This is a genomic window from Albirhodobacter sp. R86504, assembly GCF_042466415.1.
GTDB lineage: Bacteria > Pseudomonadota > Alphaproteobacteria > Rhodobacterales > Rhodobacteraceae > Albirhodobacter.
In genome coordinates this window covers 588,065-608,322 of sequence record NZ_JAXHCH010000002.1, presented here as the reverse complement: position 1 = coordinate 608,322, position 20,258 = coordinate 588,065, and the positions used below count along the sequence as shown (strand labels likewise).

Sequence of the window (20,258 nt, the reverse complement as noted above, 5' to 3'; positions counted from 1 at the left end):
CCGCAAGGTCTATCTGACCTGCGGGCGGAATTCGTCTGCTGGCAATCTGACAAGGGGGGCACTTTTTGTCAAATGGATTTTCGCGCCGCAAAGCTATGAACGGGCCGCGAGACGCGGACGTATCGCTGAAACTGAGCGTGGAATATCGCCGGCACAAAAAGCGTAAGTGCTGTTAGCACCGCCACAACTTCACGGATAAACCAAGGAGCAGCGTTTAAGCCTGTCGCCGCGAAGATCGCAAGAAGATAACAAAGCAGTACATGCCAAGCATAGACGGGCAGTGAGTGCTGTCCCAGAAGTACTAACGGTCTCCAGGTCAGGAGGGCGTTCAGCTTATGCGAAAGGCTACGCATCCACCGCGCACGAGCAGTAGGTGCCACAATCAAAATCCAAAGAGCGAGATAGAAATGCGCGGCAAAAACAGCAATGCGTAGCGGCGTCATACTTTGGCGATCAAAGAGGGAAAAAAGGAAGTTGTTTGTTTCAACTTCGAGGCCACCATACGCAACCAATCGAGGTAATGCGAAGAACACAATTGCGAGCAGAATACTAGCTAGTGCGAGGTTTCGACCAATCACGCCATGCATGAACCCCAATGATAGACGGTTCTGTGCCATCAAGAAGCCCCCCGCCAGACCGGCAAAATATAGCACTTGCCAACCCAGACGATTGAAATAGAGAGCAACGTAAGCACCTTGATCGACAAGTCCAGTTTGATCAAAGAATGCTCTTAAAGCTATTTCTGGTATGTTTGTTTGCCCTAGAGCCCAAGCCATCAACGAAACTGCCGCAACACGTGCCCATTGCCCACGATTCATCGCGACCAGCGCTGCGGGCGTGAACACCATAAAGATCAGATACATAGGAAGAATGTCTACGAAAACTGGGCCCGAGATAAGCGTGGCTCCCAGCAGGGCCGTCAACCAAGGCATGTCTCCCGCCTGTGCAGCGATGGCCGTAGGAACGTTTGGCAGGCAAGCTGAAATTACGATGACGGACGCAAGCAGGAACACTTGCCAGCGCCATAGCACGCCAATGCGCGATAGGAGCTTTCGGCGCACCACCCCTACCTCATCGTGCAAGAGCCGCCTGCCAAAAACCAAGCCAATTACAATGCCAGAAATAGTCACGAAACCTTGCGCGGAATCAACGAACCCGTTGCTGTGATGCGTGAGACGTCCAACGTGGCTCGGAATGAAGCTTGCCAAGTGGCCGAGCATCATACTCAGAAGAAAGAAACCTCGAGCCCCATCAATTTGATTTAGCCGCACAACCGCCACCTCTGAAATGCTATTTTATAAAAATGATCTTTGAATACCCGCAGGATGACCCGCCCAAAGTGGCAGAAACATGACGGGCCATAGGTTTAAGTGTGATTCAGGTACGTCCTAAGATCAGAAAAGATCGCGACTTCGAAAGTGAGAGCACCGTCGTCTAGTTCGAATAAAACATGACAGTGCCCTTATGGCGATTTTTTACGATGCCTGATCAACGCGCGAAATGACCCCCAAGGCATCATCCGACCCATTGCATCGCTCAGCACATGGGCGACGAACCCATAGCCCCGCAGCAACGATTCGATCTCAAGTAACATCAACACTTAAGTGGAACATCATCATCACCGCATGGTGGGTATGACAACGCCCGCAAGATAAGCTCTGACTTGCGGGCGGAATTCGTCTGCGGGGATGCAGAAAAGGTGCCTAGAATTCATCAAACAGGTTTTTGAATGGACTGAGCGACCTTTAGCAATTTTCGTTTCATCAAGCGCGCCACTAGTGAACCCATTGAAGCGTCAAACCCTTTACGAGGGACAGGTATAATTGAAGCCGTATAGCCTCTCCCCGCTCAATTCTTCACTTCGCATGTATGCAACTGTAACACGACCAAAATCGTCGTCGATCTGAATACTATCCCCAATTCTCATGTTCACGTCGCGGCTGAACTCTCCCGAAGGCGACGTTAGACCAACGTAAGGATTAGTTGTGTCTGGGTTACCCGAATTCGAAATCGCCACGGTATAGCGCTCGTCGCATATGGTAACACCATCGTTCATTCTAATCACGGCGTCTGCATTTGGTGACATCCCCGCGACAGAAATATCATGCGTTTTTTGTCTAGCAGCGACTAAGAATAAGTCACGGCGCATGCTCACAACTTCTGAGAGGTCAGGCTTAATTCCATTGATGCCTTCGAGCAGCTTCTCCATTTCGCCTTTAAGAAGGGCGGTATCCATCGTGTCGCCGGAATCAATCGCTTTGATCAAATCCGTAATCTCTTTGACACTTTTGTCGATACTTTCACTCTTTGCTAGCAGACTGTCGTTGAGGGCTTCGGCCTCACTTCTTAGTATGTCTGGCTTGTAAGCGTCATAGAACGACGACCCGACTTGCTCAATCAAAAACACAACCGCCGACATTACGCCGGCAATGAGAAGAGATAGGATTGGTGCTTTCTTTAAGCTGTTGGCCGCATCCTTTATGTGCTGAATGCGTTCTTTGACCCGCGACAAACGCTTGGTTTTTCTATGTTCTTTCTTCTCAATTGAGTTTGCTTCAATCATTTTATTATTCCTAATGTACCTGGTCTGCTTGACAAATGTATTCCGGCCACAAATCTCTTTTCTCAGTAGCTGAGATCACACACTAAAATCAATGGTTTCATGAACTTAGATCCAAAATTTTACATTAGCGCTTCATGAAAAGTTGTCATCGCCAAGGCGTCATCGGCGGCATCACGTCATTCAGCGTATACGCAACAAGCCCCGCCCCACGCAGCAAAGACGCGATTTCCAACAACGCGCCATACCACGCTAGATAGTCGCGCCGCTTCGCAGAGATATGCGCCGCCGAAGGCGAGTAGGTCACAGGACAGTATTTGACCTCGAACTTGACCTCTTTGCCACGCGAAACCTGTGTGATCGTTTCTGCCACGGCAGTCGCAGCATGATCGCCATACTGATTTTGCGTCCAACTGCGGGGGATACAACGGGGCCGCTCATCCTTGCACCAGTCGGGCACCTGCCCGCTGCGTGCTAGATCTGCGATGCGAAGCGCCATCGTCCAATCGCCGCTCCATTTCGCGATGCTCGCCACTACATTCGCGACGGTCTCGGCATCTTCATGGGCATGCGAGCGCCCGCCGCCGTCCACGCGGCACCCTAGTTTCGCCTGCTCGATGAGTCGCCACTCCATCCCCATTCCAACAGGTACCGGCGCCAGCTCATCGGGATGCGAAAGCTCAACATGCTCGACGCCAAACGCCCATTCCAAAAGATGCTGCACCGAGATCTCGCGCAGTCCGGCGCGACTATGCCGCGCGATCAGCGGCTTCACGCTACGCGCTTGTCCCGCAAAGCCGCCCTGCCCGTCAAATACCGTATGTTTCATGCCCAGCCCCATTTCCAATGTTGTGTCCGTCATGCAGACAGCGCAGCGATCTGTCGGCATTTCTCGATCATCGCCAAACGCCCTGCCCGCCAGCGCGCCTTGTCGATCGACAACTCATCGCCGCGTGACAAAGCGCGATCGAGATCCTCCAGCTGGCGCACAGCATCGCGCGCCCGGTCTTTGACTTGTGTCACCACGAATGATCCCGGCCAACGCCGCGCCTTGCGCACTTCGATCAGCAGCTCAGGGGCCCACCCACCCGCGAGCGCATCTTGCCCGAGCGCATTGGCAAACACGGCACGGATCAAGGGCGAGGCGTCATCCACAGGCGGCTGGATCTGGCCCGCCCACTCCAAGATGACATTCGCGATCGGGAGCCGGTCCCGATCCTTGCCGGCAGGCGCGGCCGCAACCTGCTCCTCCAACGCGGCCAAGCTCGTTTCGGTCATGTAGGCCAGACGCTCGCAAAGATCTTCAATGCTGGCGTCAAACTGCGCCTTGGTCAGGCTGCTTGGCTTTGCCAGACCGCGCCGCAACAACGGATCGATCAATACACGTCTCACACGCTTCTCGCCCTCGGCCTGCTCTGCACTGTCCATCGCCAAACCCCTTTCTTAATTCCCAAGCAAATCCGACTTATCCACAAGCACAGCCGCCGTTTCTGTTCCCGCTGCGCAAAGTTTTCTTTTTTATTCTTTTCTTTTCTTTCCTTTAGTGCAGAACAGTTCCAATCCGTGCGGAGTTGTTCCAACTTGTGTTTCCACGTTCCGGAACAGTTCCAATCTGTGTTTCCACAAGTTCGGAACAGTTCCGCACTAGTCTCTGCGCCGCCCTTCGCCGTACCAACCCGAATGGCTCGCATGCATCACCACAGCCTCATAGGACGCCGCCCGCCGCTGACCTGGGCGGTGCTCCAATAGCCACATATCCATGCGCTCAATCAGGCGCTGGTCTTGCAAGACACCGCGATCCAAACCCAGTTGGGCAAGCGCTTCGCGCAGACGCTTGATCCGTTGCGCGACGGCCTTCTCCGTATTTGCTGCCTCACGCGCCTCGCGCCGAGCCATCGCATCCTCCAACACCGAGACGACGATCGGATGCATCAGCCGCACTTCTGCGCCACAGATACAGGGCACCCATCCGCGCAACGGGCCATATTCCATCGACCGCAATTCCTTGAACCGTGCCGCATCGAACCGCAGCAACCGCGCGAGTTGCAGATCATCCGTGGGCAAGGTGCCGGTCGGGCATTGCACCTGCGCGATATCGAATAGAGCGCGCGCAAGCCCCTGCACCTCATAGGTCGCCATGAGATGCATCGTTGAATTCAGCCAGCGGCTGTGATGCCACGCGACGAAGAAATGCCCCTCTAGCCGAATATCGCCCAACGGGTATTCAGGGATATCATCGGTGGCGACCAAAGCCGCCGCACGTTGCACAAAACTCATGCTGCATCCCTCTCTTGTCGATCAATCGCGGCAAGGCGTTCCTTGCGCGCCTGCGCATCCCGCGCGGCGGTGAACTGCATCAGCGCTGCCACCAGACGTGCCCGCATCCGCTCACTATTCCGCTTGCGCATCCGGCAGATAAATTCGCGGCGCAGACCGAGATCACGGCATGCCGCCGCCTCGGATGGCCAGCTGTATCCGCCTGCGGAAAATGGCCGCGTGTTGTTCAGCCCGTATTGCACAGGCAAACCGAGGCGATCGATCCGGCCTTGGCAAATCGCGGCATAGATCGCCGATCGTCCAACGCCAAAGGCATCCGCCGCCGCTTGCGCATCCTTGAACACGCGGCCGCGCACGCTGACCTGCATCTCGCTCGGGCGCTTGCGCGTGCCGAGCGCGCCGGTCTTGCCCGCGCGCACAGCTTGCTCGATCCGACCCTCGCAAACCCCGTAAAACTTGGCCGCAGCGCGCAAGCTGGCGAAGGTCTTTCCGTTGATCTCAAAATCCTTGTAGCGCCGCTTTAGACCAACGGTCTCAAGCCGCCCTAGCCGCTTCGCCTTGATGATCGTGTCCCGCACGACGCCAAGCGCCGCCGCCGCATCAACCGCATTGGCGTAAGTGACGCCGCGAATGGTGATCATCTTTGAGGTCCCTTGTTTCGACATCAAACGTCCTCCGGCATGCCGCGCACGGCGTGATGATAGGCTGCGATCACATCGACCCCGTGCCGCGCCATGATCTCATCGACGAAACGCATCGTCGGAATGGTGAAATACTCGCCGCGGCGATGTGCCAAGCGGGTGATTGCCGCGGTTTCCTCGACGATCTCGCACGGCCAGCTCCGCGCCAGCGCCACGCCGCTACACGTCAAAACCCGCCGCGCGCCGTGGATGAACCCGTCGATCCGCTCAGAACTGACCATGGTAAAAACGTCGCTCATTCCGCTTCCTCCATCCGGTTTTGCAGCGTGACAATCGCCCGCTGCGCTACCAAAACCACATCCTGCATTTCCTTGACGGCCTGCGCATAATCCTGCCCGCGTGCGCTTTGCGATGCCGACAACAGCGCGGCCACGGCCTCGCCCGCCTCGCGGCAAATCTCGCCCGCATGCTCAACAATCGGAACCGCCCGCCCCGCATCATGCGCCGCCATCCGCTGCGCCAATGCGCGCGTTACAGGGAACCAGCCGAGCGCATCCTCGATCGCAATCACATCGACCAGCCGCCAATCCAAAGCGCCGGCCATCAGCTTGGAAATCGTGCCCTTAGCAACACCGCGCCCGAACCGCGCCGAGATCGTCTCCGCCGCCGCGTCATAGCAACCGATCCGCATCACCAGCGCCCGCATATGCAGGTGCATCGTGTCTAAAATGTTGCTCATAGAAGGCCCCTTGCGCAGGCTAGACGCATCGCGCTTTGCGCGTAAAGTGATCGGGGGATGGAGAACAGATTCCACCACCCCCCGCTGGATGAGAGCGTGACACCGCCCTCACCCCAGCAGTCACGCAACTGAAAGGCATAAACATGACTGCTATTCCGCACCCCCTCACAGGGGTTTTGATCAATGACATCACCGAGATCCGAACCCGAAAACTCACAGACGACGAACAACTCACCGCGCGACACCTGCTGAACAGCGGCATGTCCCGCCAGTTGGTTGCGGCAACGCTTGGCTGCCACCCGCTCGCGATCAACGTGGCCGACCTGCCCAAACCGGCCCGCAACCCGCAAATCAAAAACGGCCTGCGCACTGCAGATGCCCGCATTGACCCGCGCCAACTGACGCTCCTGGATGAAATCCTTGGCACCATTCAGAAGGGAACAAAGGACTAACCACCAATCGGCTCCCGTAATGGCCCCTATGCGCGGAAACCTTGTTTCCTCGCGGCACTGCGCCCGATCGCGCAGGGTGACGGAATCGTAACCTTGGACGGGGCAGCACGCATCTGAACCCGCCCGAGGGAGCCACTGCACATCGCGGGAGAAGCCAATGCACAGCGACATCGCCCGAGCGGCCAAATGGCCCACCACCGCTCGGGATAGGAATTCTACGGAGGCACTGGCCGAGGTGGACGCGCTGCGCACCGCCTTGCTTGCCATGCTGTCCGCCGCCCCCCGCGCCTTGCGGCTCATCGTCGCGCAGGATCTGGCCGAGGCCGAGGCCCGAGATCGCGAAACACCGCAACTGCGCGCCCGTGCAGATGCCGCTGGAGCGTTGCGCGAAGGGATCGAGGCGTTGCGATGATCGCTCATGGGCGCGGCCCTGCGCGATCACCGATAAAAAATGCCTCAAACTCGGTGGCCGCGCGCCCCTTCTCGCGGGCGTCCAAGTCACGCACCTGCCACGAGAGCAAATCGACACGCCGGATCAAGCGCTCCAGATCCGCAGCGAGATCATCATTCAACGCCCGCGTTGCCGCGATCTGGCGACGCAGAACATCAGCCTCTTGCGCGGTGCGCACGGCCACAGGCTTGCGCGTGAGGAAAGAGAGCAAGCGCATATTAGGAGGCCTCCTTAACTTCAACATCCGCGAGCCAATCGGATGCTTTGACCGCGCCGGCAGTGACACGCTCGATACTGATTGCCAAAACAAGGCTCGGCAGAGCACTTCCCGACATCAATTTGGAAATCGTCGGCTGAGATGCCTGCACCATGCGGGCAAAATCCGCCTGCCGGATATTTTCTGCCAAAAGATATGCTGCGAGTTTTGTCATGAGGCGATTCTATGCACCACATGAATATTCACGTCAAGAATATATATCCACAGAGCGATTTTGAGCTGCGCACAGGTTTATGGCACAATCAGCCCATGAACATTGCAAGCCTCAGACGCCAGCGTGGCTGGTCACAGATCGATCTTGCCGAGATCACCGGGCTATCTCAGCCGAAGATCTCACGCGCTGAAAACGGCGATGACAGCTCTACCATGGCTACATTCAAGGTTATCGCCGAAGCACTTGGTGCGGAACTACACGAGCTATTCATTGAGCCCCGCGCGGCTGCCGAGGAAGAGATCCTAAAGGCGTTTCGAGCCCTTCCTGAAGCACGTCAGAAAGGGTGGCTGGACATGGCTCACCTTGCTGCATCATCTCGTCACGAATAGCCTTAATGAACCAATTGAACTGATAATTGTTCAACGAAGACAGCACATTTACAAACTGAACTTCCATATACACCCCGCAGCAACGCAGCGGAACATTACGGCAACAAAAAAGATTTACGCAAGCCCTACATTTAATCAGGGCCGCACATCTTGCACACCGGCCCTCGAAAAGCTCCGTATAATTCGCGCCAAAAAGTCCTTCACGCGTTCCTGAAAGTTTATCCTTCGGGCCCTTGGACGCTTGGCCTATCCCCCAAGAGCACCCCGCGGCTTTCCCGCCAACAAGCTGGATGATGGCAGCCGAATTCCAAGCGTCCCGCATGAATATCTAGTGCCAGCGTCTCAAATTTTGGGCGGTAGCCTGCGTTCGATCAATTCATGACGTGCATATTATTCTTGACATGAATATTCACTACGCGCATAAAATCTCCCATCGGAGCGACATACGAGCCTCCGCCCAGTTCCCGAGTGCCGCGATACCTGCCCGCTCGGATACTGCCCCGATGGTGTCCAATCTTCCCGCCATCGGGGCTTTTTCAACGGAGGCCAAGATGCAATCAAACCAGCACCCGACGAATAACCTCTGCCAGATCATCGCCGCTCGCGCGCTGCGCGATGAGAACCTGCTCACCGCCCGCGCGATCATGTTGGCGCAGGAAGCAACTCCCGAGGAACTCGATGCTGCCTGCCAGATCCTCACGCGCCACGGCGACCACATCGATGTCGTCCGCGCTGAACTGATCCGCGCCCGCATCCGCCGCGACCTGCGCAAAGCGGTAGATCATCATGATCGCCAAGGCGGTGCCGCATGATCGGCGGCGCCTACACCCCCGCCGCGAGCGCGGCCATGAACCAAGCCGTCGGCGCAGCGATCCTTGCCCGCATCATGGTTGAGGTCCAAGCGCAGGCCGACCAAGGCCGCGTGAAATGACTGCCGCGCATATCCTGATCCGTCCCGCCGTTGAGGCGCTCAACAAGCGGCTGGCCGAGGCCCGCAAACATACGCCGGGCGGCAGGCTCACAAAGGACGAGCCGCGGGCGATTGTCGCGAATGAGGCCAAGGCCCGCGGCATGACGCCCGAGGATCTCCTTAAATGGGCAAGCACCCACACCGAATAGAGGCCGCATGGTGCAGCCTCGGGCGGCGGTGTTTTCAACGGGCCCGCCGCCCAAACAATCCCGCAGGAGGACCAATGCCAGACCCAACGCTGCACGGAAACGGTCACACCTGCCCAGCATGTGAGCTGCGGCGTGAAGCCGACCGGGCGCGCACCGTTTTCGGGTCTTCCGACACCCCGTGCAACCAATGCAACAGCATCGGCCGCATAGCCAAATCCGCCGCGCAGATCGTCTCGGAAGAGGTTGCATGGGCGCGAGAACACTACTGGGGCCAAAAACAATATGCCTGACCTTCCGGTGCGGGGCTGCAAGCGCGGCCCCCATCCCGAGTGCCAGGGCACAAGCCGAGCCGCGCGGATCGCAGCAAATTTCAACGTCACGAAAGAAAATAACGATGAGCAAAGACGAACAGGCCCTTGAGGCCGAAATCAAAGCAAAGGGCCTAACCGCCAAGCGCATCACGCCAGATAACTTGGACGCGGAGATCGTGGCGGAGGATTACCACGTGTTCCCAGGGTCATGCCTGACGATCTGCTGCCTGACGCTGAAAAACGGGTTCACGGTCACCGGAGAAAGCGCCTGCGCCAGCCCCGAGAACTTCAATGCCGAGATCGGTCAGAAGATCGCCCGCAGCAACGCCCGCGAGAAGCTCTGGCCGCTGCTCGGCTTTCGTCTGCGCGACCAGCTTACCGCCTGACCCTCTGGTGACCGCCCTCTCGCGGGGCGGCATCCCGAGTGCCAACCTCCGGAACCCACATGACCGACCCTCTCATCATCACCGGCCTTGCCATCATCGCGGGCCTTTTCATCGCCCTAATCATGATTGGATCTGACCAATGACTAAACTGAGCACCCTTGATGATCACCTGTTCGCCGCGCTCGATCGGCTTGCAGCGGGCGGTTTGTCTGGCGACGCCTTGACCGCCGAGGTTCAGCGCGCCGGCGCGATTGTGGACGTGGCCGATCAGCTGATCGCGAGCAACCGCACCAAGATCGAGGCGGCGAAGTTGTTCGCGGCTCATGGTCATCAGGTGCTGCCAATGCTGCCTCAGATCGGCGAGTCGAAACAATGAAGGGCCAGCGCATCACCTATTCCGATGAGGAGTTGGCGTGGATCAACGAACACGCGCAGGACATCCGCGCGGTGGCGCTCAACGCATTCATCGCCAAGTTTCAACGCCCGGACGTGTCGCTCCAAAACTTCAATGCGCTGTGCAAGCGCAATGGCTGGCTCACCGGCCGCACGGGGCGGTTTAGCAAAGGCAAGGAGGCGCACAACAAAGGGAAGCCAATGGCATGGCACCCCAACAGCGCAAAAACCCGTTTCAAAGCTGGATCGATACCCAAAAACCTCAGGCCGATGTGGTCAGAGCGGATCGGGAGAGACGGCTATATCGAGATGAAGGTGCCGCGCGAAAACCCGCACACGGGCCATCCGACCCGCTTCATGCTGAAGCATCGCTACGTTTGGGAGGAGGCCAACGGGCCTCTGCCCGAAGGGATGGTGCTCAAGTTCAAAGACGGGGTTCGCACGAACTGCACGCTTGAAAACATCATAGCGATCCCGCGCGGGGTGCTGCCGCGTCTCAATAGCCGGTTCGGACGCGACTACGATCGAGCCCCCGCCGAGCTTAAACCAACCATCATGGCGGTCGCCAAACTGGAACACGCCGCACGCGAAGCAAAAAGCAAAGGACAAGACCAATGACCGCCTGCCCGATCCGCGCACTGACCAAGAGCCATGACCTCCGCGCCATTGCCGCCCGCTGCGTCCGCGCCGAGGGAATGCTGCGAGCTGAGATCGACGCCCGTGAGGCGCTCGAGGTCGAGAACCGCGCGCTGCGCACCAAACTCGCCGCCGTGCTTGGCCCGAAGCGGGAGGTGGCCTGATGGCGAACTTCAACGATATGCGGCCCTGCGACCGCTGCGGACAGGTCCGCAACGTGGAAGCCATGGATCGCAAAAGCGGGCTTTGGCTCTGCGCACAGTGCGCGCGGGATCCAGCAGCCCTCGCCCGCATGATCGAAGATCACACGCCGCCCGAGCCTAAGCGTTGGCCGTCAGGCTGGTGGCTGCTGCCCGCGCTGTTTGTGAGCACAGCATTTTGGTGGTGGCTTTTCGGTCTGCTCGGGTGGCTGTGATGACGTTGAGCGAAGCGCGTAAATCCGACGAGCTCACGCTGTTGATGCTCCGGGCGCGGGCGAGCGGCAAAAGCGCCACCGACATTGGCCGGATCATCGGCAAGTCGTCGCAGTTCGTAAGCACCGCCACCGTCCGCGTGATGCGGGCAGACATGGCAGAGAGCGGCGAGACGCGCCGATCTGTGGCCCTCGGTTATTGGAAGGAAGCACGGGGATGACCAAGCACAGCCCTTACATCAGGCGCGGCGCGGATTTCGCGGTATCACTGCCGACACTGCCTTTCGCCATTGAAATGGAACGGCACTCGCCATCCTCGAAGCCTGCGAGAGTTGATGAGCAAAGCAAAAGCAATCCACCTGTTGCCGATTGGATCAAACTGCGCAACGAGGCAGTTGCGTGGATCTCCGCTCAGCCCACTTTGCCGAGCGTGGCGGACATTCGTCTTCACGTTAAATGCAGCGAGCGCAGAGCGTACAAATACCGCACGATCGTGAGAGAGGCCCGAAAATGAGCCAACAAAACCGTAGCAGCGCAGTGATGCAGCAACGCTCCGAGCCGCATGACAGCCTGGACGATTTCCCGACGCCGCCTTGGGCGACGCGGGCGCTGTGCGAATATCTCGAAAATCGGCACCTGGTTAACTCCGCAATGACGTGCCGCGAACCGGCGGCGAACCGCGGGCATATGGTCCGCCCTCTTACGGATTATTTCGGCGAGGTGATCGGGTCGGATATTCATGACTACGGCGCCGGTTTTCCCGTGGCGGATTATCTGTTCGGCCCCGACCCGATCGAGGTTGATTGGACGATCACCAACCCGCCCTTCCGCCTCGCACAGCAGTTTGTTGAGCGCGCGTTACGAACCAGCCGTTGCGGTGTGGCCGTGATTGTGCGCTCCGCGTTTTTGGAAGGCGTGGCGCGGCACCGCGATCTGTTCGCCCAGCACCCGCCCCGCCTGATCCTGCAATTCGCAGAGCGGGTCGTGATGCATAAAGGCAAGCTCTCCGAAAAAGGCAGCACCGCGACGGCCTATTGCTGGATCATCTGGCAACCGCAGCAGACCACGCCCACGCAATTTGATTGGATCGCGCCGTGCCGCAAGGCGCTGGAACGCGCAGGCGATTATGAGGAGATGACCGATGGCCAAGCATGAGCCCCTGTTTGCGGCAGAAAAGACAGCAGCCAGCCTGCTCGACATGCGCCCCCACGAGTTCCGAAGCCTCGTAAATGCCGGGGCCCTACCGCGTCCGATCAGGATTGGCGAGGTTGAGCGCTGGCGCGTGGACCAGCTCAAAGCAATCGCCACGGGCGAAGCTATGGATACCCAGATCACATGGTAAAGGAAGTTAACCTCCCATACCTCTCGAAGAAAACGCGCGGCGGGCGGGTTTATTGGTATTTTCGGCGCGGCGAGAAATACGCGCCGCTCCCTGGCACGCCTGACAGCCGAGAGTTCCAAGCCCGTTATTGGGAGATCCGATCTGGCACATTGCGACCCCAAATCAAGACCACGTTCGAGGCCTTGATCGTCAGCTATTATCGGTCGCCCGCCTTCACCTCGAAAGCAGACGGGACAAGGCGCGAATATCGACGGACGCTCGAGCTCATCCGCGAGAAAAACGGGGCCGCTGATTTCACCAAATTGCGCCGCCGCGACGTGATTGCAGCGCGCGATCGCTATGCAGAAACATGGCGAAAGGGAAATGCCATGGTCGAAATGCTCTCGATCCTATCGCGTCACGCAATTGATCTCGAATGGATCACCGCGAACCCTGCCCACGGCGTTGAGAAGCTGAAAGGCGGCGAATACCGGCCCTGGCCAGAGGACAAGCTGCGCGCTTTTGAAAATTACTGCCGGAACAATGGTTTGGAATGGGAGCTTACGGCGTTCATGCTGGCCACCCAGACCGGGCAAAGGATCGGGGACGTTTTGAAAATGGAATGGTCGCAATTTGATGGCAACTTCATTGAGGTCGAGCAAGAAAAGACTGGCGCCCGACTTTGGGTCGCCTGCCCGGTCGCGCTGATGGAATACTTGAAAAGTTTGCCTCGGTCGGGGCGCTTCATCATTGCCCAAAACTTGACGCGCGGTCTCTCGAAGCGCGCTTTGCAAAATCGTGTCCAAGCGGTGCGAGACGCGATCGATGCGCGGGCCTACGTGATCCACGGGTGGCGATATAACGCCGCCGTCGCCCTCGCCGATGCGGGTTGCAGTGATAGCGAGATCCAAGCTGTGACAGGACATAAGACGCTTGCGATGGTTCAAAAGTATCGCTCACAAGCCAACCAAAAGCAGCTCAGCGCAAAAGCGCAGGCGCGTCGAAACTGAGCCGTGATCTGGCGGAGCATTCTTAAGCCACGTTAGCACTTGCAGCTAAGCGCAAGTTGGGCGGGCAAGGTCCATTCGCCGCGCGACCAGCTAAGTTCTGGTATGCGGGGACGGTCAGACTAACCTCCCTCATCGCCGTCTGCGTTTAACTCATCCCGTGCATGGACCTCTAACGTATCAATGGCGAAGCTTTCCAGATCTTCAAAAAAATCGGAAGGTAACATATTAGCCCTGATGGCTCGGCAGAATGCAGCAGTAGACAAGAACACGGCGTAGTGCGCGGTCTGATAGTGGCGCTGAAGTCTTTCAAGCTGCCCTTCCGTAGATTCATTGAAAGCTTCCCATGCATAGTATGAGCCGTGAACGATTTCTGATCCAATGTCGTAGATCATGGCCTCCACCCCGGAGAACAGGATGCCTGCTGGCCCATCTTTGCCTGCAATAGCACTGATCATCTCGGCACGCGTTTCTGTAAAGCACGGCCTGATATTGCTTGAGCTGCCGAACAGTTTCATCGCTTCGATTACCTTGGGGTGATTTCGGTCAATTCGCTGTGTTCGGGAAACTTTCACCTGCACAGGTCCCAAGTCGGCATGCTGAGTCTGGCTTCGAAATGTCTTGTAAATTGAGTGCAGCATAGCTTTATCGGCGCGCGCTCCGCCGTCGATGGAGCAAAATGCTCCAACGAGTAGGGTTTCATAAACACCCCTAGATAGAAGCACAGCTTCTCTGACTTGCACGCTAAGTTTCTCAGTCAAAGACAATATTGACGATATTGAATTGATAGCGGAAAGAACATGCGATCCGACTACGCAATGCTGCTTCTTTCCTTCGTCGCAGGCGTGCTTATATCCATGCAAAGATATCAGAACGGATGCTCGGTTGAGCTTAAAAGCAAGTTCGTTGAGAGCAGCATGATCCCGTTGGTGATCTGAGTTTGTGAACGATTCAAAGCTAATTTTGTCAACCATCTGTGCCCAATCTGCATATTTTCCATTCAGAACACAATCCATAGGAAATATCCTAATGCGAAAGACATCGGGGTTGCCAGAGTTCATGCTCCTCATCTTGCTAAAGGAATGCATGAGCAAAGATCGCGCAAACAGCCGGCAGCATACATCGTGCTGGCAATCGCGCTGGACCAGATCGGATTTCGGCTAAGGGGGCGAACCTGCCGTTCGCCGCGTTCAGCACGAATGGTTGGTTAGGGCCGTTCTCGTTCAACCCTCCAATACTCGGTTACACCGAGCGGAGCGCATCCACCGCTGCGATAGACCGATGCCGGACGATGCACTATCGCTCATACCGGACCCCATTATTGGACTGACGCAATAAGAATCTCCGATCTCCCAGTCAAATGTGTTCGAATGGGCGATCTCACGCTCGAGAATGGCTCTGTGCTGCTGACGCTGAACGAATTCGCGGACCAGCCCGGCATCTGGATGCTGGTTGTCGATGGCCAGATTGCGCGCTTTACCGGCGCCGACACGCGCACCATGCATCAATCTGCGCTATGGTGGCAGCGATCGGGAAATAGCGACCGCCACAACCGTTTTTTCGATATGCTCCATCGCGCCTTGGATGCTGGACAAGCGGTAGACCTGTTTGGCTGCCAACCAGACAGGGGCAGTTATGCTGCAATGGCGCGGGATTGGAGAAAAAGGTTCGGCTTTGCCTGGGCGTGACGAGTGAACGAACCGACAGCTCATTGCGGACGCGTCGTGATGAGCGATCTTCTCGGCGTTCTGGCTTTCAATTTGTGAATCACTGTGCGGTCAAAGCCACAGGTCAGTCTGCGATCCACGCGAAAGAACATACCAAAAACAGACAGTGAAACTGGGAACATAACTGGGAACACATGTTCAGAGGGCGAACCAACGGCGAGATCGCATCTCTAAAAGCCGTTTGATTTCAAAGTGGTGCGGGTGAAGGGACTCGAACCCCCACGCCATAGGCGCCAGAACCTAAATCTGGTGCGTCTACCAATTCCGCCACACCCGCAACAGCCGCGCTTCTAGCAAGGTCATCCCGGTTGTGCGAGAGGTAAAATGATCAGGTTCGGGAAATTTATCGCGATGACGTGGAAAAATGCTCGCGCGCCGCGACGGGTTTCGTTAACCTTTTCGTTAATAAGAGCAGATTATAAAAAAATAAGGTGATCCCGATGGCGAAAACGTCCACGGGCCCGACTGACAGGCAAGACCTTCACGAGCCCACACTCGCGAGCATGCTCCTGCATGCAAGCCCCACGTTTTGCACCGATGCCGCGCCCATCAGCGCTGCGCCGTTGATGCCTGCAACTGTGGGAATCGCGCTTGGGGCGCATATTATGACGCTTGACGGCGAGATACCGGTCGAGTTCTTGGCGCAGGGCGACCGTGTGATCACGCGCTCCGGCGCGCGACTTTTGCGAAATCTTATCGCCACCGAATTGAGTGGCGAAATGATCTGCGTCCATCGAGGGGCGTTGGGGCATAACCGCCCCGAGCACGCATTGCTGCTGCTTCCCGCCAGCTTGGTTCACCTGCGAGACTGGCGCGCTCAAGCGTTCGCCAAGCAAGATCAAGCTCTGAGCCCTGCCGACCGCCTGACGGACGGCGAGTTTATCACCCGTGAGAGCGTCTCACATCAGCGCGTGTTCACCCTCGAATTTGACTGCGCGGAAATCATTTTCGCAAACGGCGTCGAGATTGGCTGCGATGCGGTGCAGCTGCGCGCTGATGATACGCGGGGCCGGTAAGGCATCACTCGCGGTCGGCGCGCTAGGGCGCCGCAAGCACGCCGCGTAAAACGGCAGGGATCTGATCGGGGAGATCCTCCGCGATCAAGCCAGGCCCGAAGCTCAACGCAGCCTCAACATGCAGCCACGCCCCAGCTGCCGCAGCGTCATGGGGCTCAAATCCGCGTGCCATCAAGCCGACAATCAGCCCCGCAAGCACATCGCCCGCCCCCGCCGTGGCGAGCCACGGCGCCGAGCGAGCGCCCGTCGCACTGTGCAACGACACCGCATCCCTGCGCGGCGAGGCAATCACCGTTTTTTGCCCCTTTAACAAAACCGTACATCCCGCACGAGATGCCGCGGCCTGCACGGCATCGCCGTGGACGCGGGCGATTTCACCATCGGCCTCGCCCTCACCGCTCGCACCATCAAGCTGCGCCGCGAGATCGGGAAACAGACGGCGAAACTCTCCGCGATGCGGGGTCAGGACGCAGCCCTCGTGCAACTGGCCGAACAAAAGCGTAGGATCGCCCTCAAAGGCCGACAGAGCATCCGCATCCAAAACCGTTGCACGCGGATTGAAAAGGGCCGCCGGCACCATTTCGCGCGCCCGCGCCAACCCTAGGCCCGGCCCCAGTAGAATTGCATTGAGGCGCTTGTCTTGCAGCATCCCGCGCAGCGAAAAACTATCGGGCAACACCCGCACCATCACACCCGTCAACTGCGCCGTATTCTCTGACAAGGCCGCCTGCGGACACAGCAAGCTGACGAGCCCCGCACCGATCCGCAACGCCGCCCGCGCGCCCAATCGCGCCGCGCCGCCCGCCCCCAATCCACCCGCCAACACCAGCGCATGGCCATGGTCGTATTTATGGGCTGACGCCTGCGACGCCCCCTTGTCGAGCCTTGCGCGCAACTCCGGCGTCATGGTCACCAAAGGCGGGGCGATCCAGTCTTCTGGTATCGACGCCAACGACCCTGCGCCGCTCAAAGCGTATCCATCGTCGCGAGACTCCATAAATCAAACCGCCTTCCATCTGACGCGCATCGCACCGCCGCCCTGCCCGCCTCAGCCCTTATTGAATAGCGCCCAGAGTCTACGAAGTCGTTAACATATTTACCCTACCCCGCCGCCCCCCCCGCCGCGTCGCACACGCTTCGCCAAGGAAACAGACGGGATGCTAAATCGTGCACATGCGAGCGCCCAATCCCTCAGCATAAGCGGTAAGTTTAACCGAGTTTCGCGACTCTAGTTTATAAATCGTCCAATTTATCGCCTTAACGCCTAAATATTAATCGACGACTACAATTTACCCCCGATGCGCCCCAGATCAGGCCGCTCCCCCGTTGAAGCGCGCGGGCGAAGATGGTCTGAACTATTCCGAACTGACAAACCGCGGGGGAGTCGCAGCCCATGAAAAAAATTGAAGCCATCATCAAGCCGTTCAAGCTCGACGAGGTCAAAGAAGCCCTGCAAGAGGCAGGCATTCAAGGGCTTTCGGTGATTGAGGTCAAAGGCTTCGGCCGCCAAAAGGGCCACACGGAGCTGTATCGCGGCGCCGAATATGTGGTTGATTTCCTGCCGAAAGTGAAAATCGAAATGGTGCTGCCCGACGATCTCGTCGACACCGCAATCGAGGCCATCACCTCGGCGGCGCGCACCGAAAAAATCGGCGATGGCAAAATCTTTGTATCGCCCGTCGAACAAGCGATCCGCATCCGCACCGGCGAAACCGGCGACGACGCGGTCTGATATCGCCTTGGGATCGGCACGCGCCGCACCAAGTCGGAACGAGATTGGATGCGGCCTGCCCGTTTCCAAAGAATATGCTCCAAGGAAAGGTTATTGACTATGAGCGCAGTTAAAGCAGCTCTCGAGCTGATCAAGAACGAAGAAGTCGAATATGTCGACGTTCGTTTCACCGACCCGAAAGGCAAGCTCCAGCACGTGACGCTGGTGGTTGATCTGATCGACGAAGATTGGTTCGAAGAAGGCTTCATGTTCGACGGCTCGTCGATCGCAGGTTGGAAATCGATCGATCAGTCCGATATGAAACTGATCCCTGATGCGACTTCGGTCTACATCGATCCGTTCTATGCCGAAAAAACGCTCTGCGTACATTGCGACGTGGTCGAGCCAGACACCAACGAAGCCTATGATCGTTGCCCGCGCCAGATCGCGAAAAAGGCAGAGGCTTACCTCAAAGCGTCCGGCATCGGTGATGCGGCCTACTTCGGCCCAGAGGCAGAATTCTTCCTCTTCGACGACGTGCGCTATTCGGTTTCGCCATCGAAAGTCTCGTACCAGATCGACGCGGCTGCCGCAGCTTGGAACACTGATTCCGAGTTCGAAATGGGCAACACCGCGCACCGCGCTGGTCACAAGGGCGGCTACTTCCCTGTGAACCCAATCGACGAAGCTCAAGACATTCGCGGCGAGATGCTCTCGACGATGAAGCGTATGGGCATCAAAGTTGACAAGCATCACCACGAAGTGGCGACCTGCCAACACGAGCTGGGCATGATCTTCGGCGGTCTCGTCGAGCAAGCCGACAACATCCAGAAGTACAAATACGTGATCCACAACGTGGCCCACGCCTACGGCAAAACCGTCACCTTCATGCCAAAGCCAATGGCAGGCGACAACGGTTCGGGCATGCATGTGAACATGTCGATCTGGAAAGACGGCAAGCCGTTGTTCGCAGGCGACAAATACGCTGACCTCAGCCAAGAAGCACTCTACTTCATCGGCGGGATCATCAAGCACGCGAAAGCTTTGAACGCGCTGACCAACCCGTCGACAAACTCCTACAAGCGTTTGATCCCGGGCTTCGAAGCGCCAGTTCTGTGCGCATATTCGGCACGCAACCGTTCGGGCGCTGTTCGTATTCCGTGGACGGAATCGCCGAAGGCAAAGCGCGTCGAAGCTCGTTTCCCAGATCCGGCAGCAAACCCTTATCTCGCATTCGCTGCGTTGATGATGGCTGGCCTCGACGGCATCAAAAACAAGATCGATCCAGGCCCGGCTTCCGACAAGGATCTCTACGATCTGCCGCCGGAAGAATTGGCAGCAATCCCAACAGTTTGCGGCTCGCTCCGCGAAGCTCTGGAATCGCTCACTGCGGATATGGACTTCCTGTTGGCTGGTGACGTGTTCACCAAAGGACAACTCGAAGCTTATATCGATCTGAAATGGCAGGAAGTGTATCGCTACGAGCACACCCCGCATCCGGTCGAATACGAGATGTACTACTCGGTCTAATCGAGCGGAACATACTGAGAGAGGGCGCCAGCAATGGCGCCCTTTTTCATATGCGGTGCAGATCTCGGGCGCGCACTTTCTGATCAGTGTCAGCGCGGCAAACGCTCCATCCGCTGCGCAAGCATATCGCGCGACGTCTGCTGCATGTGCTGCTTCACGGCCTCAAAATCACGCGGCTCGCGATTCTGGCTGATTTTGGATTTCGCGATGACGCGCGTCACCTCAATCTCAAACGCCACAATCGCGTCGAGCATCTGCCCTATGTAGTCGTCAGGTGCATCGGACATTTTCCACCGCGCCGCGCCGTTGACCCGCGCCTCATGGACCTTCGTGAGCTGCCCCACCACCGCCCGCTTACGGTGGGTGTCATGCTGAAACGAGATACGGCCATATAAATGCGCGACCTGATAGTTCCAGGTCGGCACGTGGCGGTGATGATCTTGTTTGGAAGGATAGAGATTGGGCGAGATGTAGCTCTCCTCGCCCTTAAAAATCACCATGACCTCGGCCTTTGGCGCAAGAAGCGCATGCAGGTCGTTCGCGCGGGCGATATGACCAATCAACGCACCTGACGGCGCGCGTAACATCGGAATGTGATTGGCACAAAGCCCCTGCTCGGTCTGCGCGACAAGACATCCGAGAGGATTTCTCTCCAGAAGGGTCGTAATCTCGGAGGGATCGATCTCGTTGAAATGTGTCGGCAAATACATCGTTCACTCCGCGGCTAAATAACGCCCCGCGCAGTCTTA

The 20,258-nt window shown here is 57.6% G+C and carries 34 protein-coding genes and 1 tRNA gene; 20 read left to right on the top strand and 15 right to left on the bottom strand.

The genetic code is table 11. The features are described from left to right. Positions 1-68: 68 nt before the first annotated feature. The 8 genes from opgC to SJY32_RS04995 form a co-directional block, all read right to left on the bottom strand. On the bottom strand, positions 69-1,271 hold the full coding sequence (gene opgC, locus SJY32_RS05030) for an OpgC domain-containing protein (protein WP_376872351.1): 1,203 nt from the start codon (positions 1,269-1,271) through the stop codon (positions 69-71). A 533-nt stretch (positions 1,272-1,804) separates the two neighbouring features. Beyond that, entirely contained in the window at positions 1,805-2,563 is a 759-nt protein-coding gene (locus SJY32_RS05025) for a hypothetical protein (RefSeq protein ID WP_376872348.1), read from the bottom strand. 145 nt (positions 2,564-2,708) lie between these two features. Continuing rightward, complete coding sequence (locus tag SJY32_RS05020) at positions 2,709-3,389, bottom strand: hypothetical protein (RefSeq protein ID WP_376872346.1); 681 nt, start codon at positions 3,387-3,389, stop codon at positions 2,709-2,711. Positions 3,390-3,418: 29 nt separating this feature from the next. Continuing rightward, positions 3,419-3,988 carry a hypothetical protein gene (locus SJY32_RS05015; RefSeq protein WP_376872344.1) on the bottom strand — a complete coding sequence of 190 codons (570 nt, stop codon included), beginning with the start codon at positions 3,986-3,988 and terminating at the stop codon, positions 3,419-3,421. Positions 3,989-4,204: 216 nt separating this feature from the next. Next, a complete protein-coding gene (locus tag SJY32_RS05010) occupies positions 4,205-4,837 on the bottom strand; it encodes a hypothetical protein (RefSeq protein ID WP_376872341.1) in 633 nt (210 codons plus the stop codon). After that, complete coding sequence (locus tag SJY32_RS05005; protein ID WP_376872339.1) at positions 4,834-5,502, bottom strand: hypothetical protein; 669 nt, start codon at positions 5,500-5,502, stop codon at positions 4,834-4,836. Before SJY32_RS05005 ends, SJY32_RS05010 begins: the two co-directional genes overlap by 4 nt. After that, the gene (locus SJY32_RS05000; protein ID WP_376872337.1) at positions 5,502-5,777 is read right to left on the bottom strand and encodes a hypothetical protein; all 276 of its coding nucleotides are present in this window, start codon (positions 5,775-5,777) and stop codon (positions 5,502-5,504) included. The genes SJY32_RS05005 and SJY32_RS05000 overlap by 1 nt, the downstream gene beginning before the upstream one ends. Next, positions 5,774-6,217, bottom strand: coding sequence for a hypothetical protein (locus SJY32_RS04995; RefSeq protein ID WP_376872335.1), 444 nt, complete (start codon positions 6,215-6,217; stop codon positions 5,774-5,776). The genes SJY32_RS05000 and SJY32_RS04995 overlap by 4 nt, the downstream gene beginning before the upstream one ends. Positions 6,218-6,360: 143 nt before the next feature. Here SJY32_RS04995 and SJY32_RS04990 point away from each other — a divergent pair, with 143 nt between their 5' ends. Then, on the top strand, positions 6,361-6,669 hold the full coding sequence (locus SJY32_RS04990) for a hypothetical protein (RefSeq protein WP_376872333.1): 309 nt from the start codon (positions 6,361-6,363) through the stop codon (positions 6,667-6,669). A gap of 157 nt (positions 6,670-6,826) precedes the next feature. Beyond that, the gene (locus tag SJY32_RS04985) at positions 6,827-7,081 is read left to right on the top strand and encodes a hypothetical protein (RefSeq protein ID WP_376872330.1); all 255 of its coding nucleotides are present in this window, start codon (positions 6,827-6,829) and stop codon (positions 7,079-7,081) included. A gap of 4 nt (positions 7,082-7,085) precedes the next feature. Here SJY32_RS04985 and SJY32_RS04980 read toward each other — a convergent pair whose 3' ends face one another. After that, positions 7,086-7,337, bottom strand: coding sequence for a hypothetical protein (locus SJY32_RS04980; RefSeq protein WP_376872328.1), 252 nt, complete (start codon positions 7,335-7,337; stop codon positions 7,086-7,088). Position 7,338: 1 nt separating this feature from the next. Continuing rightward, a complete protein-coding gene (locus SJY32_RS04975) occupies positions 7,339-7,551 on the bottom strand; it encodes a helix-turn-helix domain-containing protein (protein ID WP_376872324.1) in 213 nt (70 codons plus the stop codon). An 11-nt stretch (positions 7,552-7,562) separates the two neighbouring features. Between SJY32_RS04975 and SJY32_RS04970 the strand changes: the two genes are divergently transcribed. After that, positions 7,563-7,940 carry a helix-turn-helix domain-containing protein gene (locus SJY32_RS04970; protein WP_376872321.1) on the top strand — a complete coding sequence of 126 codons (378 nt, stop codon included), beginning with the start codon at positions 7,563-7,565 and terminating at the stop codon, positions 7,938-7,940. 557 nt (positions 7,941-8,497) lie between these two features. On the opposite strand, the gene SJY32_RS04965 is transcribed toward SJY32_RS04970, so the two are convergent. Continuing rightward, a complete protein-coding gene (locus tag SJY32_RS04965; protein ID WP_376872319.1) occupies positions 8,498-8,725 on the bottom strand; it encodes a hypothetical protein in 228 nt (75 codons plus the stop codon). A 23-nt stretch (positions 8,726-8,748) separates the two neighbouring features. Here SJY32_RS04965 and SJY32_RS04960 point away from each other — a divergent pair, with 23 nt between their 5' ends. From SJY32_RS04960 to xerC, 13 genes are all read left to right on the top strand, one after another. Next, positions 8,749-8,871 carry a hypothetical protein gene (locus SJY32_RS04960; RefSeq protein ID WP_376872317.1) on the top strand — a complete coding sequence of 41 codons (123 nt, stop codon included), beginning with the start codon at positions 8,749-8,751 and terminating at the stop codon, positions 8,869-8,871. Further along, the gene (locus SJY32_RS04955; protein WP_376872315.1) at positions 8,868-9,059 is read left to right on the top strand and encodes a hypothetical protein; all 192 of its coding nucleotides are present in this window, start codon (positions 8,868-8,870) and stop codon (positions 9,057-9,059) included. The genes SJY32_RS04960 and SJY32_RS04955 overlap by 4 nt, the downstream gene beginning before the upstream one ends. A 74-nt stretch (positions 9,060-9,133) precedes the next feature. Beyond that, the gene (locus tag SJY32_RS04950) at positions 9,134-9,349 is read left to right on the top strand and encodes a hypothetical protein (protein WP_376872313.1); all 216 of its coding nucleotides are present in this window, start codon (positions 9,134-9,136) and stop codon (positions 9,347-9,349) included. A 104-nt stretch (positions 9,350-9,453) separates the two neighbouring features. Beyond that, a complete protein-coding gene (locus SJY32_RS04945; RefSeq protein WP_376872311.1) occupies positions 9,454-9,756 on the top strand; it encodes a Gp49 family protein in 303 nt (100 codons plus the stop codon). Positions 9,757-9,895: 139 nt separating this feature from the next. Continuing rightward, on the top strand, positions 9,896-10,132 hold the full coding sequence (locus tag SJY32_RS04940) for a hypothetical protein (RefSeq protein ID WP_376872309.1): 237 nt from the start codon (positions 9,896-9,898) through the stop codon (positions 10,130-10,132). Further along, complete coding sequence (locus SJY32_RS04935; protein WP_376872306.1) at positions 10,129-10,767, top strand: HNH endonuclease signature motif containing protein; 639 nt, start codon at positions 10,129-10,131, stop codon at positions 10,765-10,767. The genes SJY32_RS04940 and SJY32_RS04935 overlap by 4 nt, the downstream gene beginning before the upstream one ends. Continuing rightward, entirely contained in the window at positions 10,764-10,949 is a 186-nt protein-coding gene (locus SJY32_RS04930; protein WP_376872304.1) for a hypothetical protein, read from the top strand. Before SJY32_RS04935 ends, SJY32_RS04930 begins: the two co-directional genes overlap by 4 nt. Further along, a complete protein-coding gene (locus SJY32_RS04925; protein ID WP_376872302.1) occupies positions 10,949-11,200 on the top strand; it encodes a hypothetical protein in 252 nt (83 codons plus the stop codon). The genes SJY32_RS04930 and SJY32_RS04925 overlap by 1 nt, the downstream gene beginning before the upstream one ends. After that, a complete protein-coding gene (locus SJY32_RS04920) occupies positions 11,200-11,418 on the top strand; it encodes a hypothetical protein (RefSeq protein ID WP_376872299.1) in 219 nt (72 codons plus the stop codon). The genes SJY32_RS04925 and SJY32_RS04920 overlap by 1 nt, the downstream gene beginning before the upstream one ends. Beyond that, on the top strand, positions 11,415-11,711 hold the full coding sequence (locus SJY32_RS04915; protein WP_376872297.1) for a hypothetical protein: 297 nt from the start codon (positions 11,415-11,417) through the stop codon (positions 11,709-11,711). Before SJY32_RS04920 ends, SJY32_RS04915 begins: the two co-directional genes overlap by 4 nt. Beyond that, positions 11,708-12,352 carry a hypothetical protein gene (locus SJY32_RS04910; RefSeq protein WP_376872295.1) on the top strand — a complete coding sequence of 215 codons (645 nt, stop codon included), beginning with the start codon at positions 11,708-11,710 and terminating at the stop codon, positions 12,350-12,352. Before SJY32_RS04915 ends, SJY32_RS04910 begins: the two co-directional genes overlap by 4 nt. Beyond that, positions 12,339-12,539, top strand: coding sequence for a hypothetical protein (locus tag SJY32_RS04905; protein WP_376872293.1), 201 nt, complete (start codon positions 12,339-12,341; stop codon positions 12,537-12,539). The genes SJY32_RS04910 and SJY32_RS04905 overlap by 14 nt, the downstream gene beginning before the upstream one ends. Next, entirely contained in the window at positions 12,533-13,528 is a 996-nt protein-coding gene (gene xerC / locus SJY32_RS04900) for a tyrosine recombinase XerC (protein WP_376872291.1), read from the top strand. Before SJY32_RS04905 ends, xerC begins: the two co-directional genes overlap by 7 nt. 119 nt (positions 13,529-13,647) lie before the next feature. Here xerC and SJY32_RS04895 read toward each other — a convergent pair whose 3' ends face one another. Further along, positions 13,648-14,541, bottom strand: a complete 894-nt coding sequence (locus SJY32_RS04895; protein ID WP_376872289.1) for a hypothetical protein — start codon at positions 14,539-14,541, stop codon at positions 13,648-13,650. A 354-nt stretch (positions 14,542-14,895) separates the two neighbouring features. Between SJY32_RS04895 and SJY32_RS04890 the strand changes: the two genes are divergently transcribed. Continuing rightward, positions 14,896-15,213: a hypothetical protein gene (locus SJY32_RS04890; protein WP_376872287.1), complete on the top strand. Its 318-nt coding sequence runs from the start codon at positions 14,896-14,898 to the stop codon at positions 15,211-15,213. A gap of 232 nt (positions 15,214-15,445) precedes the next feature. On the opposite strand, the gene SJY32_RS04885 is transcribed toward SJY32_RS04890, so the two are convergent. Further along, a tRNA-Leu gene (locus SJY32_RS04885) sits at positions 15,446-15,529 on the bottom strand. A gap of 163 nt (positions 15,530-15,692) precedes the next feature. On the opposite strand from SJY32_RS04885, the gene SJY32_RS04880 reads away from it, so the two are divergent. Continuing rightward, entirely contained in the window at positions 15,693-16,268 is a 576-nt protein-coding gene (locus tag SJY32_RS04880; RefSeq protein WP_376872285.1) for a Hint domain-containing protein, read from the top strand. 22 nt (positions 16,269-16,290) lie between these two features. On the opposite strand, the gene SJY32_RS04875 is transcribed toward SJY32_RS04880, so the two are convergent. Next, positions 16,291-17,265 (bottom strand): NAD(P)H-hydrate dehydratase, encoded by a 975-nt coding sequence (locus tag SJY32_RS04875; protein WP_376872282.1) that lies wholly within the window; start codon positions 17,263-17,265, stop codon positions 16,291-16,293. Between the two features lie 396 nt (positions 17,266-17,661). On the opposite strand from SJY32_RS04875, the gene SJY32_RS04870 reads away from it, so the two are divergent. Together SJY32_RS04870 and glnA are read left to right on the top strand one after the other, a co-directional pair. After that, complete coding sequence (locus tag SJY32_RS04870) at positions 17,662-18,000, top strand: P-II family nitrogen regulator (protein WP_376872280.1); 339 nt, start codon at positions 17,662-17,664, stop codon at positions 17,998-18,000. Positions 18,001-18,099: 99 nt separating this feature from the next. After that, entirely contained in the window at positions 18,100-19,509 is a 1,410-nt protein-coding gene (gene glnA / locus SJY32_RS04865) for a type I glutamate--ammonia ligase (protein WP_376872278.1), read from the top strand. Positions 19,510-19,598: 89 nt separating this feature from the next. On the opposite strand, the gene SJY32_RS04860 is transcribed toward glnA, so the two are convergent. Then, the gene (locus SJY32_RS04860) at positions 19,599-20,219 is read right to left on the bottom strand and encodes an FMN-binding negative transcriptional regulator (RefSeq protein WP_376872275.1); all 621 of its coding nucleotides are present in this window, start codon (positions 20,217-20,219) and stop codon (positions 19,599-19,601) included. Between the last annotated feature and the right edge of the window lie 39 nt (positions 20,220-20,258).

Excerpts from the sequence above, each read along its gene's own strand:
- SJY32_RS04895 (WP_376872289.1), bottom strand. The coding sequence starts at position 14,541 with ATGGATTGTGTTCTGAATGGAAAATATGCAGATTGGGCACAGATGGTT.
- SJY32_RS05015 (WP_376872344.1), bottom strand. The coding sequence starts at position 3,988 with ATGGACAGTGCAGAGCAGGCCGAGGGCGAGAAGCGTGTGAGACGTGTA.
- SJY32_RS04980 (WP_376872328.1), bottom strand. The coding sequence starts at position 7,337 with ATGCGCTTGCTCTCTTTCCTCACGCGCAAGCCTGTGGCCGTGCGCACC.
- SJY32_RS04870 (WP_376872280.1), top strand. The coding sequence starts at position 17,662 with ATGAAAAAAATTGAAGCCATCATCAAGCCGTTCAAGCTCGACGAGGTC.
- SJY32_RS04940 (WP_376872309.1), top strand. The coding sequence starts at position 9,896 with ATGACTAAACTGAGCACCCTTGATGATCACCTGTTCGCCGCGCTCGAT.
- SJY32_RS04925 (WP_376872302.1), top strand. The coding sequence starts at position 10,949 with ATGGCGAACTTCAACGATATGCGGCCCTGCGACCGCTGCGGACAGGTC.
- SJY32_RS05000 (WP_376872337.1), bottom strand. The coding sequence starts at position 5,777 with ATGAGCGACGTTTTTACCATGGTCAGTTCTGAGCGGATCGACGGGTTC.
- SJY32_RS04890 (WP_376872287.1), top strand. The coding sequence starts at position 14,896 with ATGGGCGATCTCACGCTCGAGAATGGCTCTGTGCTGCTGACGCTGAAC.
- SJY32_RS05005 (WP_376872339.1), bottom strand. The coding sequence starts at position 5,502 with ATGTCGAAACAAGGGACCTCAAAGATGATCACCATTCGCGGCGTCACT.
- SJY32_RS04965 (WP_376872319.1), bottom strand. The coding sequence starts at position 8,725 with ATGATCTACCGCTTTGCGCAGGTCGCGGCGGATGCGGGCGCGGATCAG.
- SJY32_RS04910 (WP_376872295.1), top strand. The coding sequence starts at position 11,708 with ATGAGCCAACAAAACCGTAGCAGCGCAGTGATGCAGCAACGCTCCGAG.
- SJY32_RS04995 (WP_376872335.1), bottom strand. The coding sequence starts at position 6,217 with ATGAGCAACATTTTAGACACGATGCACCTGCATATGCGGGCGCTGGTG.
- SJY32_RS04945 (WP_376872311.1), top strand. The coding sequence starts at position 9,454 with ATGAGCAAAGACGAACAGGCCCTTGAGGCCGAAATCAAAGCAAAGGGC.
- SJY32_RS04950 (WP_376872313.1), top strand. The coding sequence starts at position 9,134 with ATGCCAGACCCAACGCTGCACGGAAACGGTCACACCTGCCCAGCATGT.
- SJY32_RS04860 (WP_376872275.1), bottom strand. The coding sequence starts at position 20,219 with ATGTATTTGCCGACACATTTCAACGAGATCGATCCCTCCGAGATTACG.
- SJY32_RS04935 (WP_376872306.1), top strand. The coding sequence starts at position 10,129 with ATGAAGGGCCAGCGCATCACCTATTCCGATGAGGAGTTGGCGTGGATC.
- SJY32_RS04990 (WP_376872333.1), top strand. The coding sequence starts at position 6,361 with ATGACTGCTATTCCGCACCCCCTCACAGGGGTTTTGATCAATGACATC.
- SJY32_RS04970 (WP_376872321.1), top strand. The coding sequence starts at position 7,563 with ATGCACCACATGAATATTCACGTCAAGAATATATATCCACAGAGCGAT.
- SJY32_RS05010 (WP_376872341.1), bottom strand. The coding sequence starts at position 4,837 with ATGAGTTTTGTGCAACGTGCGGCGGCTTTGGTCGCCACCGATGATATC.
- SJY32_RS04960 (WP_376872317.1), top strand. The coding sequence starts at position 8,749 with ATGATCGGCGGCGCCTACACCCCCGCCGCGAGCGCGGCCATGAACCAA.
- SJY32_RS04875 (WP_376872282.1), bottom strand. The coding sequence starts at position 17,265 with ATGGAGTCTCGCGACGATGGATACGCTTTGAGCGGCGCAGGGTCGTTG.
- glnA (WP_376872278.1), top strand. The coding sequence starts at position 18,100 with ATGAGCGCAGTTAAAGCAGCTCTCGAGCTGATCAAGAACGAAGAAGTC.
- SJY32_RS04975 (WP_376872324.1), bottom strand. The coding sequence starts at position 7,551 with ATGACAAAACTCGCAGCATATCTTTTGGCAGAAAATATCCGGCAGGCG.
- xerC (WP_376872291.1), top strand. The coding sequence starts at position 12,533 with ATGGTAAAGGAAGTTAACCTCCCATACCTCTCGAAGAAAACGCGCGGC.
- SJY32_RS04880 (WP_376872285.1), top strand. The coding sequence starts at position 15,693 with ATGGCGAAAACGTCCACGGGCCCGACTGACAGGCAAGACCTTCACGAG.
- SJY32_RS05020 (WP_376872346.1), bottom strand. The coding sequence starts at position 3,389 with ATGAAACATACGGTATTTGACGGGCAGGGCGGCTTTGCGGGACAAGCG.
- SJY32_RS04955 (WP_376872315.1), top strand. The coding sequence starts at position 8,868 with ATGACTGCCGCGCATATCCTGATCCGTCCCGCCGTTGAGGCGCTCAAC.
- SJY32_RS04930 (WP_376872304.1), top strand. The coding sequence starts at position 10,764 with ATGACCGCCTGCCCGATCCGCGCACTGACCAAGAGCCATGACCTCCGC.
- SJY32_RS04985 (WP_376872330.1), top strand. The coding sequence starts at position 6,827 with ATGCACAGCGACATCGCCCGAGCGGCCAAATGGCCCACCACCGCTCGG.
- SJY32_RS05025 (WP_376872348.1), bottom strand. The coding sequence starts at position 2,563 with ATGATTGAAGCAAACTCAATTGAGAAGAAAGAACATAGAAAAACCAAG.
- SJY32_RS04920 (WP_376872299.1), top strand. The coding sequence starts at position 11,200 with ATGACGTTGAGCGAAGCGCGTAAATCCGACGAGCTCACGCTGTTGATG.
- SJY32_RS04905 (WP_376872293.1), top strand. The coding sequence starts at position 12,339 with ATGGCCAAGCATGAGCCCCTGTTTGCGGCAGAAAAGACAGCAGCCAGC.
- SJY32_RS04915 (WP_376872297.1), top strand. The coding sequence starts at position 11,415 with ATGACCAAGCACAGCCCTTACATCAGGCGCGGCGCGGATTTCGCGGTA.